The sequence below is a fragment of the Paramesorhizobium salinisoli genome, assembly GCF_003335045.1.
Classification (GTDB): domain Bacteria; phylum Pseudomonadota; class Alphaproteobacteria; order Rhizobiales; family Rhizobiaceae; genus Paramesorhizobium; species Paramesorhizobium salinisoli.
Genome location: NZ_QOZG01000006.1, coordinates 73,864 through 88,698 on the forward strand (window position 1 = coordinate 73,864; position 14,835 = coordinate 88,698).

Consider the following 14,835-nt stretch of genomic DNA (forward strand, 5'->3'; position numbering starts at 1 on the left):
ATGCAGACAAATTCTCATGTGCATGTCGGAAAGCCTCCTGACCATCCGTCCTTCGATTGTCCGACGTGAGTGGGTTAACAGATCGAGGGTAGCCATTGCTCCTTCAGGCGGAAGCAACAGTTTCCAAGGCGAAGTCGCGATATTTGCGAAGTGGCCGACCAAGAAGCTGGGTCAAGCGATCGACATCGCCGGCGTCAGGCAGCATCCCATCTTTTAAGAAGCGTTCACCCATCAGACGCATGTCGTAAGCCATCCAGGCTGGTACGAACTGTTTTAGGTTTTGTTCAAAGCCTTCGGTGTTGTCGCCGCCGTAGTTGATTGGGCGAGCAAGGACGTCTGACCAAATGGAAGCAATATCCGTTCCGGTCAGTACTTCTGGTCCTACAAGGTTGATCCGGTTGATCGGGAGCGGCTCTGGAGCCTGTTCACGGCGCAGAAGCTCGTGGGCGGCGATTTCGGCAATATCACGGGTATCGATCATCGCCAGGCCCTTGGCGCCGATCGGCATTGTGTAGACGCCGTAGCCGGTGATGACGTCTTTAACCATCAGATCGTTCTGTATGAAGTAGGCCGGGCGCAAGATCGTTGCCTTGAAGTCCATCTGCTCAATCATCCGCTCCACGCTGAACTTGCCAGCGAAATGCGGTACGTTCACGTAGATGTCGGCGTGAATTACCGACAGATAGACGATCCGCTCAATGCCAGCCGAGCGCGCGACGTTGAGCGCTATCAAGGCTTGAGTAAATTCGTCAGGAACTACGGCCTTCAAAAGGAAAAGAGCGGAAACGCCGGACATGGCGTTGCGCAGCGAATCGACGTCGAGGAAGTCGCCCTGCACGACGGATGTGTTCGCCGGGAAGTTCGCTTTCGAGGGATCGCGGGCAATGGCACGCACGTCAGCGCCCTGCTTGACGAGGTGTTCGACAACTTGGCGGCCAATATTGCCTGTGGCGCCGGTAACGAGAATAGTCATGGTATTTCTCCAGCTGTATTTCTTGACATGTCCAATATGTGTGGTCCATTGACAGTTCGATAGACAGATATTTTAGACTCAGCGTCTCACAGGTGGAACACATATGGATCTTCTCGCACTTGCTGATTTTAATCTTGTGGCCCGCCATAGCGGCTTCGGCAAAGCCGCAAGAGCGACCGGCAGACCGAAAGCCACGCTATCCCGGCGTGTTGCAGAATTGGAAAGCAGCCTTGACGTTCGGCTGTTTGAACGAGGTGCGCGGAACCTCAAGCTCACTGAAGAAGGACGAGCGCTATACGAGCGGACAGGGAGGTTGCTCGCTGAACTCGACGAGGCGGCTTCGGCGATTGCATCCGGTGGTCACACCCCTAAGGGCAAGTTGCGCATCAGCGCGCCGGTGCTTTTCTCCCATAGCGCGATGGGTAAGATTGCTGCGGGATTTGCCCTCAAATATCCGGAGGTCAGGCTGGAGGTCACGACTGAGGATCGGCCTATGGACATGATCGAGGAAGGCTACGATCTGGTCATCCGGGTCAATCCAGATCCCGACGAAAGCCTGGTCGGACGCGCGTTTCTCCGCGACCGGCTCGTCGTGGTGGCAAGCCCTGACCTTCCTCGGTCGACCGGCGACCGCGCAGCCCCTGGCGTTGCCCGGGGGGCTGGTGAATGGCAAACATGGCACGTAAAGACCCCCTCTGGCCGGTCAACGATGAAGATCGAACCTGTCCTCATCCTATCAACGCTCATCATGGTCCGGGATGCGGTGCGATCCGGTGTGGGTGCAGGACGCCTTCCCATCTCTCTGGTAGCCCACGACTTGGCTGACGGCACACTGGTGCAATGGGGCGAGATTGACGGTCCCGAAATCGCTTTGTGGACGTTATATCCATCCCGCCGATTACTCAGCGCACGCGTTTCCGCGTTCCTGGATTTTCTGAAACAGGCATTTCCAAATGGAACACCCGACGAACTTGCCGCCTATATCGGCAGATGATTGGAGGAGGACTATTCACGCCAAAACGCGTAAGGCATAATTGCCCGTCTCCTGGAAAATGACATGACGGGGGCACACTGCTGAATGGGTCTTCCTGCTGACCTCTGATCGTTCACCAGCTTGTTATACCCGGTAGCGCTCCAAGCGGACCTATCAACAGAACGGGCCGTCAAACGCACGATCAGCAGCAGCGTAGACCTCTTCCACATGCTGCGCCGCCATTGCGCCGGCAAACCAGGGCGGATCGACAGATCGACCAGCGCTTTGTGAGAAGACAATTCGATTTGGTGAGCCCCCGTTCGTCGCTGCCAGGGCAGTCTTCAGATTCAATAATGATTGCTCTGCGTCTAAGTTCTTGACGCCGCTGCCCCGTCTTTCGTATCTAAGATCATGGGGATTGCGAGCTCCCCACGAGGCGCCAGCCAAAGATCGCGTTCCACATCCAACCCCGGCGACGGAGGAACGCTCATGCCTGCGCCCAACGCGATTACGTTCGACAAGCTCACCCGTATTATCGGAACCCCACGCTCGCCGCTCCTGCTGGACGTGCGGTCGGAGGAAGATTTTGCCGCCGATCCGCGGCTTTTGCCCGGTGCAACCAGGATCGACGATCAGGCGCTCGCTGCCCTTGCACCGCAGCTCGGTGGACAGTCATCGATCGCCGTCTGTCAGGCCGGCCATCGACGCAGCCAGGGCACAGCCGCTTTGCTTCGCGCCGAGGGCTGCTCCTCGGAATATCTCGACGGCGGGTTCGAGGCCTGGCGCGCGGCCGGGCTGCCGTTGATCGATCCAGAAAAACTGCCCGCACGCGATGCCCAGGGCCGTACCATCTGGGTCACGCGATCGCGCCCGAAGATCGACCGCATCGCCTGTCCCTGGTTAATCCGCCGCTTTCTCGACCCCCGCGCGATCATCCTGTTCGTGGCGCCCGCCGAAGTGGTGGGTGTCGCCGAACGCTACAATGCGTCCCCCTTCGATATTGAGGATGTGTTCTGGAGCCACCGAGGCGAACTGTGTACCTTCGACGTTATGCTGGCCGAGTTCGGCTTGACCATCCCCGCCCTCGACCGGCTTGCGTCTATCGTCCGCGGCGCGGATACCGCCCGGCTCGACCTCGCGCCCGAGGCGGCAGGATTGTTGGCGGCATCGCTCGGCCTGTCGCGGATGTATTCCGACGATCTACAGCAGCTCGAAGCCGGCATGCTGCTCTATGACGCCTTCTATCGATGGGCGCGGGATGCAACCGACGAGACCCACAACTGGCCCACCAACAAACCGAAAGCAGAATGATGCAGGACCGTGGATACCCCACTCTCGCCGAGGGCACCCGCATCTGGGCGCGCATCGGCCTGCTGAGCTTTGGTGGCCCGGCCGGCCAGATCGCGCTCATGCACCGCATTCTTGTCGAAGAGCAGCGATGGCTGGGCGAGAAGCGGTTTCTGCACGCGCTCAATTACTGCATGCTGCTGCCTGGGCCGGAGGCGATGCAACTGGCTGTCTATATCGGCTGGCTGATGCACCGCACGCTGGGCGGAATCATCGCGGGCCTCCTGTTCGTGCTGCCAGGCGTTGTGGCGATCATGGCACTCAGCTGGATTTACGCGCTTTACGGTAATGTCGGACCGGTCGAGGCACTGTTTTTCGGGCTGAAAGCGGCGGTGCTAGCCATTGTCATTCAAGCCGTCATCCGCATCGGGTCGCGGGCTCTAAAGAACGGCGCAATGATTGCCATCGCCGCTGCTTCGTTCGTCGCAATCTTCGGTTTTGCCGTTCCATTCCCACTGATCATCCTGATTGCCGGCCTGATCGGGTTTTTCGGTGCGCGTGCGGGCCTGCCGGCGTTTCGGGGCGACGGCGGGCATGGCAAGGTAGGCAAGGTCCAGGTCGATGACGCCGATACCCTGCTGGGGGCGGAATCGCCCGACCACACCCAAGTCGACCGTGCCTGGGCGTTTCGCATCTCCGCGGTGTTCCTCGCTCTCTGGCTGGCTCCGGTCGCCCTGCTGTTCGCCATATTGGGTTCGTCCAATGTTTTTTCCCAGATCGCGGGCTTTTTCAGCATCATGGCGGTCGTGACCTTCGGCGGCGCCTATGCAGTTCTGGCGTATGTGGCCCAAGAGGCGGTGCAGAACTACGGCTGGCTCGCCCCGGGCGAGATGCTGGCCGGGCTCGGCATGGCGGAGACCACGCCCGGCCCGTTAATCATGGTGACACAATTCGTGGGTTTCATGGGGGCCTTCCGTGACGCGGCCGGGTTATCGCCCCTGATGGCGGGCACGCTGGGCGGGCTTCTGACGACATGGGTAACCTTTACGCCCTGCTTCCTCTGGATATTCCTCGGCGCTCCTTTCATCGAGCGCCTCCGCGATAACGAGGTGTCGACAGCGGCGTTGACGGCAATCACTGCCGCAGTGGTGGGCGTTATCCTTAACCTCGCTGTGTGGTTCGGCCTGCATGTGGTATTCGATGAAGTGCGAACCGTTACATCGTTCGGCCTTGATCTCAATATGCCGGTGTGGTCCACGCTGAACTTGCCGGCGGCGGCGCTGGTGCTGGCCGCCCTTGTGGCGGTGTTTCGCTTTAAGCTCGGTCCGGTCACGGTTCTCGTCGGATGCGCAGCAGCTGGCGTCGTGCTTGGAGTAGCCAACATTGCATAAGAGCTGTAGCCGCCCAAAGAAGTGAAAGCCCCGGAATGCCGCCGCGTTCGCCTAGAGATGCGAGGTTACCTCCGGCGGCCGGTCCCAGGCGTCGTTCCTGCCGTTCTCAAAGATGATGGGTGCATTGGCAAGTTCCTCGTCGGTGGCATCATCGAGGCAGACGATGTTCACCGCATAGAACGCGCCGCCCATGACGTCGAAATCGGCGCTGGCGAAGGGATGAACGCCGCAATGCGCGCAGAAGACGTGGCGGATCAGCTTCCCCCCGAAGCGATATTCCGTCAGCCCCTCCTTGTCCGAAAGCAATTCGAAATCCTCCGGCGGCACGAACGCCTTCCAGAATCGCGTCTTGAGACAGGAGGAGCAGTTGCAACGGAAGGTGGAGGTCCACCACATACCCGGCCGCGGTGGCTCTGACCGCTCGCCCACCGGCGCGAGATCCAGGTTGGCGGCGAAGCGGACTGCCCCGCAGTGGCAGCTTCCGTGATAGGTCTTTTTCATGCTGCTCCCTCTTGCTCGGCGATGTAGGCTTCCAGGCGATCGATGCACTCCATCCAGCCTTCGGCATGGCCGTCGCGGCTTTCGGCACTCGGAAAAGCTGTCTGGTGGAAGGTGAGCAGCGTGCCAGCTTCCACCTTCTCCAATGTCACGGTGGTCACCATGTTCGTCGCGTTCTCCTCCTCCCAGGTGAAGGTGAAAACGATGCGGTGCGGCGGCGCGATCTCGCGGTAGACGCCATGCGCCCAGTACTCCTGCCCTTCCGGCGAACGGATGCAAGTGCGCCACGCGCCGCCCTCGCGGAAGTCCGCCTTGACCGAGGGCACCGTGAAGTCCTTCGGACCCCACCAGCGGGCGAGGTGCTCAGGTGTAGTCCACACTTTGAAGACGAGGGCAGGGGAGGCGTCGAATATTCGCGTGAGTGTGAGGGCGATTTCGCCCGTGGCGGGCTTGGCGTTTTGGTTCATGCTGTCCTCCTGTTTTGAAGGGAAAGGGCAAAGTACAGAGCCTTGCCGGTGCTTGACGACAAAGGTTCGCCTCTTGATTCAGCGACCTTGGATAATCTCAGCCGGCCATCTCTGGAAGATACGTCTCCAAACTGTCCAGCGTCGCGTTCCAGCCATCCTGGTGGCCGTCGCGCGAAGCCTTGGAGTCGAAGAGGGCCTGGTGCAGCGTAAGCTGCGTCCTGCCGTTTTCATCTCTCAGTGTAATCGTCACCACGGTCTCTTGGCCGGGCTTGCCGGTCTCATCGTGCCAGGCATGGGTGAAGACGATGCGCTCGTGCGGCTTTACCTCGCGGTATGTTCCGCTCAGCCAGTGGTCTTCACCCTCAGGCGAGCGCATGCAGGTCTTGAACCAGCCGCCGCTGCGTATATCGCCCTGCGAAAAGGGCAGGGTGAATCCAATCGGACAGCACCAGCGGTTGAGGTGATCCGGATTCGTCCAAGCCTCAAAGACGAGCGCACGCGGCGCATCAAAAAGGCGGGAGATGATGAGTTCGGCATCACTTTGCCCTGCGGTCGCGGCATCATTCATGGCGTTTCCCCTTTTCTTGGATTTCCTTTAGGTAACTGTCCAGACGGTCGAAGCTGCCTTCCCAGAACCGGCGATAGTGTTCTACCCAGCCGGAAATCTCTTTGAGCGGCCCGGCTTCCAGCTTGCAGGGTCGCCACTGCGCGTTCCGTCCGCGCGAGATGAGGCCCGCCCGCTCCAGCACCTTCAAGTGTTTCGACACGGCCGGTAAACTCATGTCGAATGGAGCAGCGAGCTCGTTCACCGTCGCATCGCCCGCCGCGAGCCGGGCGATGATCGCCCGGCGAGTGGGGTCGGCGAGGGCAGAAAAGGCTGCGCTTAACGGGTCTGTCTGGACCTGCATTTTACTTTCCAGTTAATTAACTGATTGGTTTATTACAGACAGACAATCGCGTGTCAAGCGGCAAGAAAAGCCATCTGCGGGTCGGCCCGGCCGTCTGGATGTTTCCGGCTCGGAATATTCCGTGCCGCTTGGCAATCTGGATGCCTTTCCGGCCAAACCTGAAGACCAGGATTCACTTTTACCTTGCTGACGCGGTGTTTCGGGAGTCGGCACGAGAATTCACCAAACAGGGCCGTTCGCCTGGTCTCGACGGCCGTGCTGACCTGTGCGACCGAAAACAAGCCGGTGGCGCGTTATCTCGCCAATCTACGGTAACGCTCGATGCTATCCAGGCGCATATCAAGCGCGGTATTTCCGACGGTCAATTGAAGCCGGGCGCGACGCTAGTTCCCTCGCGCGCTTCATCGATGCCATGATCCAGGGCCTGTCCGTCCAGGCGCAGATTGGTGCATCCAGAAAGGCGCTGTCGGCACTTGCGGACCACGCCGTTCGAGCGGCATCGCGCCTAGACACACGACGGGCCCACTCGCCGATCACCTTCCGGCATTGCGTCACGCCTTTGACATCCTCCGTCTCCGGATTCACGAGGGCAGGGTGGAGAGCCGTGCCGGCATCGGAGATATAATTGTTTTAGGAAAGGCTATCCGTTATCCAGTTCAATCCAGACGGGTGCGTGGTCGCTCGTGTGCGCCCAGGCGCGCACAAACTTGTCGACACCGGACGCGGTCAGACGGTCCCGCAGGGAAGGGCTGAGCAGAAAGTGATCGATGCGAAGGCCCGCATCGCGCGCAAATGCGTTTCGCAGATACTTCCAAAACGTATAGATGGGCTCGTCTGGATGCAGCAGCCGGACTGCATCCGTCCATCCAGTGGCGACAAGTTCTGCGAAGGCGGCGCGCACCTCCGGCCGGAATAGCGCGTCGTCGCGCCACCGTTCCGGCGCGTAAACGTCTAGATCGGTGGGCATCACGTTGAAGTCACCGACAAGGGCGATGGGCACTTCAAGTTCGAGTAATTCGGCCCCATAGGATTGCAGCCGCTCAAACCAGCGGAGCTTGTAGTCGAACTTCGGACCGGGTGCGGGATTGCCATTTGGAAGGTAAAGACAGCCCACAACGATGCCGTCGATCGCAGCCTCTATATAGCGGCTGTGATTGTCCTCTGGATCACCGGGAAGCCCGCGGCGGGTTTCAAGCGGTTCCCGGTCGCGGGCAAGAATCGCGACACCGTTCCAGGATTTCTGCCCGTGCCAGATGGCGCCATAGCCGGCGCGCTCGATCTCGCGGCGAGGGAACTTCCCATCGGGCGCTTTCAGTTCCTGCAGGCAGACGACATCCGGCTTCGCCTCCTCAAGCCACCGAAGCAGCACGTTGAGGCGACCATTGATGCCGTTGACGTTGTAGGTGGCGAGCTTCACCGCACTTCAGCGTTTGTGGTCGCCCTTATCGCCCTGGCCGAGCTTTGCGTTGTGCCTGGCGTCACGACGGGCTCGGCCGACAACGAGCCGGAGACATGAACGCTTTCCTGAAACTTGCCTCTTTGGTCGCGGCGGGCATAGCGTTTGCCGGTACCCCAATCGATCAGTTCGCGCTTGCTCATTGCAGGACTCCTTTGCGGTTGCTGCTCGGTTAAACGCGCGTAGCAGGCGCGCTGATCCGGGATACCTTATCGCACTGCGGCCTTGAGTTTGTAGCCGACTTCGACGATGGCGTCCAACGCTGGCACCAGTTCCTGGCCGAGCGGTGTAAGGGCGTACTCCACTGAAGGCGGCGTCGTTGGCTGGATAGTTCGTGTGATAACGCCACGGCTTTCCAGTTCACGAAGCCTTTGCGAGAGCACCTTGGCCGAAATCGGCGGGATGTCGAGGCGTAGCTCGTTAAATCGCCGTGGACCAGCACGCAGGAACCTTCGGCAAGGCATCGTGAGCTCCGATGACTCCACAGGCATAAGCCTCTCGGCTTGACCGCTCTCCAATCAACTGACAACCCACGGCCGGTATCGCAGGCGGAGCGATGTGGGCGCGATAGCCGGGATATTCGAGAACTTATGGCGGCCGTTTGCGCCCTGAAAAATGCTCAAACGGCGGCTGTAACCGCTTCAAACGCTGCGCTACTTTCTGATTGCCAACCTCCACACGGTACACGACTCAAAGGTGTTTTCCTCCTCGACCGGTCGGAGGGCGGTCATTGTACATTCCGCAACGGATGCAATGCGCCGTCGGCGGCCAAATCTATTCTTCGCCGGGCCTGCTCTGCAGGTCATGCCAAAGCTCGTTGATCATGATCTTCGTTCCGAGTTGAGCGCCGACTTTAGAACCCTCATCAACAGTTTCATGGCGTCATCTGACGGCCCATTGGCACTGATTGTGTGTTTGATGCCATCCATGGCGGCGGCGATGAGCGTGGCAACGTCGATGGGTGAGGCCTTTAGCGCCTTTAGGTCGATTTCTCCGTGAGCCTGTGCATCGGCGAGAGCTTCCGAAAGGAGCTTGAGCAGCTTCAATCTGGCGTCGGTCGTTATGTCCGCCGCCAATTGCATATTGATATCGAAGAGTTCCTTGGCGCTTTCACTCCTGCTGAAGGGAGCTATCAGTCCTTCTTGGAATGCGGAGATGGCGTCCGCAATACGATCGATGACATCTCCATTGCGGGAAAGCACGTCCTCAACATTCGACATCGTCTGTTGATGAGCTCGCGCCGACCCGGCTCGAAAGAGCTCTTCCTTGCTGTTGAAGGCAAGATAGAGCGATGCACGCGAAATCCCCGCAGCGCGAGCGATGTCCACCATTGTGGTCTTGTGAAAACCATACCTGGCAAACACTGGGAGCGCGGCGTCGAGAATCGATGCCGTCCTGGGCCCTATTTTTTTCATATGGACATATTGACGAATAGTGTCCGAAATGTCAAAGAGACATATGGACATTTTAAGTCTATATGTCTAAGACCGGCAACGGGAGTACGTCATGATAGAGAAGGTATCGCCTCAAAACGCGCTGGTTCTGGTCACCGGAGTCAGCGGCTTCCTTGGTGGTCACGTGGCGCTGCAGCTGTTGCAACAGGGTTATCGTGTGCGCGGAACAATACGGCGGATGGCGTCAGCGACGACAAGGATACCCCGTTTCCAACCTTTCACGGAAAATCTCAGCCTGGTCGAAGCCGATCTGAACTATGACCAGGGATGGACTGAAGCGGTTTCGGGCTGCGATTACGTGATCCACACGGCGTCTCCATTTCCGAGCGGCGCGGTGCGTGATGAGGCAGGACTGATCCGCACGGCAAGGGATGGAACGCTCCGCGTGTTGCGGGCGGCACACCAAGGCAGGGTTCAGCGGGTTGTTCTCACCTCATCCATCGCAGCCACCAACCATGGGAGCGGACGAGCACCATTTAGCGAAAGGGATTGGACGGATGTTGGAAGCAAACGGGCAACACCCTATTACAAGTCCAAGACGTTGGCGGAGCGCGCCGCTTGGGCGTTCGCCAATGAACACGGTCTATCTTTAAGCGTGGTAAATCCAGGTCCCATCCTCGGACCCTTGATGGGATATGAGCTCGACTCGTCCGTGGGGCTGGTCTGGAAGCTGATGAACGGCAAATTTTCAAGGCTGCCGCGCTATGGCTGCTCGATCGTAGACGTGCGTGATGTCGCGATAGCCCACGTCCGTGCAATGGTCGAACCTCAGGCCGCCGGACACAGGTTCATTGTTGGAGGTCGAGTATTTTCGATGAAGGATCTGTCGCACACGCTTGCCCGGTGCTTTCCGGAGTACAAGTCTTCCTTGCCGACCGCCGAACTACCTGACTGGTTTGTCCGAATTCTTGCACTTGTCGATGCGGACGCGCAGTCGATCGTTCATGAACTGGGACGGGACCTTCGCGTCGACACGTCGAAGGCAGCGGCCATGTTGCAATGGCATCCGCGCCCAGAAGAGGAGACAATCCGGGATTGCGGTCGAAGCCTCATCGACAGAGGGCTGGTCCCTCTCCGTACGGCCACTCGATCATTGTGACCCTTTGCCATACCATAAACCGACAGCGGAGATTTACATGACAGATAGAGTTCAGGCCGAAGAAGACGTCATTCGTGAACTTGAACGCAGGCGATTGCGGGCCCTTGTTGCCGCCGACATGGCTGCGGCGGCTCCTTTGCATGCAGATGACTTCCAGTTGATCACTCCGATAGGCATGCCTCTATCACGGGAGCAATACCTCGGTGCCATCGCCGCAGGTCAGATCAAATACACAATGTGGGAGCCCGGCGTTATCGCAGTCCGTCTTCACGGCTCAGCGGCGGTGATCCGCTACCGCGCTCGTCTCGAAGTCATCTTCCAAGGCCATCCCGTACCACCGGGAGAGTATTGGCACACGGATATCTACGAGCGCCGCGACGGCCGATGGATGGTAGTCTGGTCGCAGGCAACGGCTATCGATCAGCAGTGACCGGAGCCCGACCAGAAACTTTTGCGTCTGAACGAAAACCGGCTTCCAGCTCCCCGAGCGGCTTAGCCTGGTGGGTTGCTGCCAGGCTGCTTTCGGCAAATCGACCCGGTTAGCGGACCACGCCTCATGGCAAGGTGGTTAGGGCCTGGAACGGTACGTCCCAGGCCCCTGGCTTTTAGATTTCCATCCCGATGGCCTTGCGGATGGCTATTTGCACAGCAGAGGGTGGGAGCGACGGGTCAAACTCACCCCTCGGCAGTAGCGGGGGTTGCGCCATGAAGCGAGGCTCAGTTCCGCGATGCGGTTGCGCCGAGTGGACCAGGAAGGGATGACAGAGATAAACCGTTCCGGCAGACCCGGTGGCCGACACTTCTTCACAGTCCGCAGTCGAAGTAAAACCATCGGCGGCGAGTTGGCTGAGCGTGAGACCGGCCTCTCCATGTGGCAACAACTGCTTGGCGATAGCGCGGTGCGACCCTTTCCGGATCCTTGTCGGGGCATCCAGTTCCCCGACATCGGAGAAGAGGAACAACATGAGCAGGGCGCGGCCGCTGCTTTTCACGTTGGCCCGCCACTGCATGAAGTCGGGGTTGTCGGTGCCGAAGCTGACATCGACGTGCCACCCCGCATCACCAGGATCGTTTGATGAGGGGAAACGGACCGGGAAAGTTCCCAGGCCATTGGGTCTCAACCATCGGTCCTCTCCAACCAGGGCATCGTACGATGCGTGCAAAAGCGGTGTGTTTGCAGCGTCCACGAACGGTTTACTGGTCATAAAGCCCAATCGGACAACCGGTTGTTTCCATTTCTCCGGCGCGTCAGGGGACAGACCCATGGCGGCCCAGAGCTGTTCCCGCCCTTGGCGGGCCAGTTCGCCATCGAAGGCACTCTCTAGCTTAAGATATCCGTGTTCAATGAAATGCGCGATCTGATCTTGGCTCAGATCGGAATGAGAAGCTTCCGACATTCAATAAATCTCCGCACGGCCTCACTTGGACAGGCCGTTTATGATCTGGAAGGCACTTGCGTGCCACGACGACTTTTAGTCGTCAGATCAGCGGGAAGAATGTGGACTTAAACATCATCATGAGTTGGAGATAGCAGTTGAGCTCTTTGCCGGCAAGGACTTCAACAATGCACAATCGCTGAACCAGATAGGACCAGTTCTCAGAACTCTGCGCAAGGCCTCAAATGGCTGAAATATAGGGTCGTCAGCTCAATGGCGGCTTGCTCAGTTTTTCAGGCCAGAACCGGAAAGGCTGTAAGCAGCTTGAAGTCGCCTAATCGGCTGCTATTGGTGGGAAGCGATCAGCCAGTTTTCGCAAACGGATGAACAAAAGCTGGCTGTTCTCAGAAACCGTAATACCGTTGCCTCCCCACAATATCTTCACGCTGTCTTGGTCACGCATCTGGCTCCAGCGGCCGGATATGTCTCAGCATCACGGCGGCGAGGATAGCGAGGACGGCGACGCTGATCGCGCTTGCGCTTGAGGCGATGTTGAAGCCGGAGATAAAGGCAGCTTGGGCTAGCTCAATCAGGCCGGAGGGCAATCCGCCTTCCTGCGACGCCGACCAAAGGCTGTCGGAAACAGCTTCACGTGCATCTGCATTAATGTTCTCCGGCATCTGGTCGAGCATGGTCTGCCGATAGATGGTCGTGGAAAGACTGCCAAGGATCGCTATCCCGAGCGAAACGCCGAGGTCCTGCACCGTTTCGGATACGGCCGATGCCGAACCCGCCTTATCGGCAGGTGCGGAGCCGACCACCAAATCTGTCCCCAGCGCGGCAATGGTGCCGAGGCCCAGATAGGCGAGCGAGAAGCCGGTGACGACGGCGACCAGCCCGTTATCGCCCGCGCTGAGCAGTGCGAGCAGCAGATAGCCGATTGCCGAAAGGAAAAGCGCGCCGGCGACGACAAAGCCTGGTCTGACATGTCGGGCAACAAGGGGGGCACCAATACCGGCGGCGACCATGGCTAGGGCAGGGGGCCCCATCCAGAGGCCGGCAACCAGAGGCGAATAGCCCATCACCAGTTGCAGATATTGAGTCACCAGCAACATGGCGCCACCAACTGCAACGAGGCCGAAGAGTAGCACAAGCAGCGCGACGCTGAACGCCCGGTTGGAAAACAAAGTCATATCCAGCACCGGGTCGGTGAGACGGCGCTGCCTGCGAATGAACAACAGCGCGAATAAGAGTCCGGCTGCAATTGCGCCGACGGCATCATAGGACATGCCGTATTTCGCCATTTGCTTGATGCCATAGATGAACGGCAACAGGGCCAACAGTGATAGCGTCACGCTGATGAGATCGAGCCTGCCGCCATGCGGCGCCCGATATTCCGGCAGCAGGACAGGCGCGAGCACGATCAGGAACAATACGATGGGAACGGCGAGCAGAAAGGCGGCACCCCACCACAGACAGCCCAGGATCAAGCCGCCAGCGACCGGCCCCATTGCCATACCCAGTGCGAACATGGTCGCCCATATCCCGATTGCCAGCGCTCTCTGCTTCGGGTTGGCAAACATATTGCTGATGAGCGCCAGTGTAGAGGGCATGAGGGTGGCGCCCGCCACGCCAAGCGCGGCGCGGGCAAGAATGAGCATGCCGGGGCTGGTGGAAAATGCGGCGAAGACAGAGCAGACGGCGAAGGCACCCGCGCCGATCATCAGCAGCTTGCGCCGGCCGATCCTGTCTCCGAGGGTGCCCATGGTGATCAGAAAGCCGGCGATTGTGAAGCCATAGGCGTCCATGATCCAAAGCGCCTGCGTGCTGGTGGGCTGCAGGTCCGCGGCCAGTGCAGGCAGTGCCAGATGCAGCAATGTCAGGTCCAGTCCCAGCAACATTGTTGGCAGCGCCAGCAGTGCCAGCCCGAACCATTCGCGTGGGCTCGCGGACATTTTCGCAGCTATAGGTCCAGGCTTGGAAATCTCGATTGGATCGTGCGCAATCATCTCGTCCTCCTTGTCAGGAAGACGACATCGGGCAATGTTAATCCTGTTACAATATGAGTTTTTATCCTATTGTAAGGAGCAATGGCATGAGCACCCGCACCCTCGCGCGCACGCGTAATGAGCTTTCGGACTTCCTGGTGCATCACAGAAAGAAGCTGTCAACGGCCGATGTAGGACTGCCAAACACCGGCCGGCGGCGAACATCCGGGCTACGGCGTGAAGAGGTGGCCGCTCTCGCTGGTGTAGGCCTTACGTGGTACACATGGTTTGAGCAGGGGCGGGATATTCAAGTCTCTGAGGCTTTCCTGCTCAATGTCTCCAAAGCGCTCAGGCTTGACGATGCGGAATGCTGCCACCTGTTCCTGCTGGCTCACCGCCGACCGCCACCTGCCGAGGCGTTCGAGCTTTCATCTGTTTCGCCATTGGTGCAGCAGTTGATGGATGATCTTGTCGAACGTCCAGCCTATGTCATCAATCTGCATTGGGATGTGATTGCCTGGAACAGAGCTGCCGACAGCCTGTTTGGCTTTGCGACGCGCGAGCGCGTTCATCGAAACTTCATGCGGATGATATTTGCAGATCCGGCATCACGGCGCCGATTTCCGAACTGGCATCAAGACGCGCCCCGCCTGCACGCACAGTTTCGTTACGATCTTGCCGCGGCGCCTGCGAGCCCTGCGGCACTCACATTAATCGAAGATTTGGTGGCGCTATCGCCCGATTTTCGTCGCGGCATGGAGCAATCTCATGTGGACAGCTATGGCCGAGGGATCAGCGCCATCCTGGATGCGGATGACAACCGTCATGAGTTTATCCACGACATGCTCACGGTCGATGAGCATCGCCATCTGCGCATGGTGGTGTATTTCAGCCGACAAGGTCCACGTTAGAACGATGTATCTGGATTGGACGAGTGGGATGAGGTCGGCCGCGGCGCGGTCGCG

18 protein-coding genes are annotated in these 14,835 nt (G+C 59.0%); 7 read left to right on the forward strand and 11 right to left on the reverse strand.

Features of this window, described 5'->3' with window-relative positions:
- Positions 1-103: 103 nt before the first annotated feature.
- Positions 104-973: an SDR family oxidoreductase gene (locus DUT91_RS15075; RefSeq protein WP_114441359.1), complete on the reverse strand. Its 870-nt coding sequence runs from the start codon at positions 971-973 to the stop codon at positions 104-106.
- A 103-nt stretch (positions 974-1,076) separates the two neighbouring features.
- Between DUT91_RS15075 and DUT91_RS15080 the strand changes: the two genes are divergently transcribed.
- From DUT91_RS15080 to chrA, 3 genes are all read left to right on the forward strand, one after another.
- Entirely contained in the window at positions 1,077-1,967 is an 891-nt protein-coding gene (locus DUT91_RS15080; protein ID WP_114441360.1) for a LysR family transcriptional regulator, read from the forward strand.
- Positions 1,968-2,435: 468 nt separating this feature from the next.
- Positions 2,436-3,257, forward strand: coding sequence for a chromate resistance protein ChrB domain-containing protein (locus DUT91_RS15085; protein ID WP_114441362.1), 822 nt, complete (start codon positions 2,436-2,438; stop codon positions 3,255-3,257).
- On the forward strand, positions 3,257-4,624 hold the full coding sequence (gene chrA, locus DUT91_RS15090; protein WP_114441600.1) for a chromate efflux transporter: 1,368 nt from the start codon (positions 3,257-3,259) through the stop codon (positions 4,622-4,624). Before DUT91_RS15085 ends, chrA begins: the two co-directional genes overlap by 1 nt.
- Before the next feature lie 51 nt (positions 4,625-4,675).
- Here the strand turns inward: chrA and DUT91_RS15095 are convergent, their stop codons facing one another.
- The 4 genes from DUT91_RS15095 to DUT91_RS15110 all read right to left on the reverse strand — a co-directional run bounded on the left by DUT91_RS15095 (position 4,676) and on the right by DUT91_RS15110 (position 6,497).
- Positions 4,676-5,125, reverse strand: coding sequence for a GFA family protein (locus DUT91_RS15095; RefSeq protein ID WP_114441364.1), 450 nt, complete (start codon positions 5,123-5,125; stop codon positions 4,676-4,678).
- Positions 5,122-5,589, reverse strand: a complete 468-nt coding sequence (locus tag DUT91_RS15100; protein WP_114441366.1) for an SRPBCC family protein — start codon at positions 5,587-5,589, stop codon at positions 5,122-5,124. Before DUT91_RS15100 ends, DUT91_RS15095 begins: the two co-directional genes overlap by 4 nt.
- Positions 5,590-5,686: 97 nt before the next feature.
- Positions 5,687-6,157 carry an SRPBCC family protein gene (locus tag DUT91_RS15105; RefSeq protein ID WP_114441368.1) on the reverse strand — a complete coding sequence of 157 codons (471 nt, stop codon included), beginning with the start codon at positions 6,155-6,157 and terminating at the stop codon, positions 5,687-5,689.
- Positions 6,150-6,497, reverse strand: a complete 348-nt coding sequence (locus tag DUT91_RS15110) for an ArsR/SmtB family transcription factor (protein WP_114441370.1) — start codon at positions 6,495-6,497, stop codon at positions 6,150-6,152. The genes DUT91_RS15105 and DUT91_RS15110 overlap by 8 nt, the downstream gene beginning before the upstream one ends.
- A 50-nt stretch (positions 6,498-6,547) precedes the next feature.
- On the opposite strand from DUT91_RS15110, the gene DUT91_RS25535 reads away from it, so the two are divergent.
- The gene (locus DUT91_RS25535; RefSeq protein ID WP_147272190.1) at positions 6,548-6,913 is read left to right on the forward strand and encodes a hypothetical protein; all 366 of its coding nucleotides are present in this window, start codon (positions 6,548-6,550) and stop codon (positions 6,911-6,913) included.
- 224 nt (positions 6,914-7,137) lie between these two features.
- Here DUT91_RS25535 and xth read toward each other — a convergent pair whose 3' ends face one another.
- From xth to DUT91_RS15130, 4 genes are all read right to left on the reverse strand, one after another.
- The gene (xth, locus tag DUT91_RS15115) at positions 7,138-7,914 is read right to left on the reverse strand and encodes an exodeoxyribonuclease III (protein WP_114441372.1); all 777 of its coding nucleotides are present in this window, start codon (positions 7,912-7,914) and stop codon (positions 7,138-7,140) included.
- On the reverse strand, positions 7,911-8,096 hold the full coding sequence (locus DUT91_RS15120; protein ID WP_200834994.1) for a hypothetical protein: 186 nt from the start codon (positions 8,094-8,096) through the stop codon (positions 7,911-7,913). The genes xth and DUT91_RS15120 overlap by 4 nt, the downstream gene beginning before the upstream one ends.
- Positions 8,097-8,162: 66 nt before the next feature.
- Entirely contained in the window at positions 8,163-8,417 is a 255-nt protein-coding gene (locus DUT91_RS15125) for a winged helix-turn-helix transcriptional regulator (protein WP_342634458.1), read from the reverse strand.
- Positions 8,418-8,774: 357 nt separating this feature from the next.
- A complete protein-coding gene (locus DUT91_RS15130; protein WP_425373804.1) occupies positions 8,775-9,419 on the reverse strand; it encodes a TetR/AcrR family transcriptional regulator in 645 nt (214 codons plus the stop codon).
- A gap of 40 nt (positions 9,420-9,459) precedes the next feature.
- Between DUT91_RS15130 and DUT91_RS15135 the strand changes: the two genes are divergently transcribed.
- Together DUT91_RS15135 and DUT91_RS15140 are read left to right on the forward strand one after the other, a co-directional pair.
- Positions 9,460-10,506, forward strand: coding sequence for an SDR family oxidoreductase (locus DUT91_RS15135; RefSeq protein ID WP_114441376.1), 1,047 nt, complete (start codon positions 9,460-9,462; stop codon positions 10,504-10,506).
- A 37-nt stretch (positions 10,507-10,543) separates the two neighbouring features.
- Positions 10,544-10,936, forward strand: coding sequence for a nuclear transport factor 2 family protein (locus DUT91_RS15140; RefSeq protein WP_114441377.1), 393 nt, complete (start codon positions 10,544-10,546; stop codon positions 10,934-10,936).
- A 175-nt stretch (positions 10,937-11,111) separates the two neighbouring features.
- Here the strand turns inward: DUT91_RS15140 and DUT91_RS15145 are convergent, their stop codons facing one another.
- Together DUT91_RS15145 and DUT91_RS15150 are read right to left on the reverse strand one after the other, a co-directional pair.
- Complete coding sequence (locus DUT91_RS15145) at positions 11,112-11,903, reverse strand: phytanoyl-CoA dioxygenase family protein (protein ID WP_114441378.1); 792 nt, start codon at positions 11,901-11,903, stop codon at positions 11,112-11,114.
- Positions 11,904-12,337: 434 nt separating this feature from the next.
- The gene (locus DUT91_RS15150; RefSeq protein ID WP_114441379.1) at positions 12,338-13,891 is read right to left on the reverse strand and encodes an MFS transporter; all 1,554 of its coding nucleotides are present in this window, start codon (positions 13,889-13,891) and stop codon (positions 12,338-12,340) included.
- An 86-nt stretch (positions 13,892-13,977) separates the two neighbouring features.
- Here DUT91_RS15150 and DUT91_RS15155 point away from each other — a divergent pair, with 86 nt between their 5' ends.
- Positions 13,978-14,781, forward strand: a complete 804-nt coding sequence (locus tag DUT91_RS15155) for a helix-turn-helix transcriptional regulator (protein WP_114441380.1) — start codon at positions 13,978-13,980, stop codon at positions 14,779-14,781.
- The last annotated feature ends 54 nt before the right edge of the window (positions 14,782-14,835 follow it).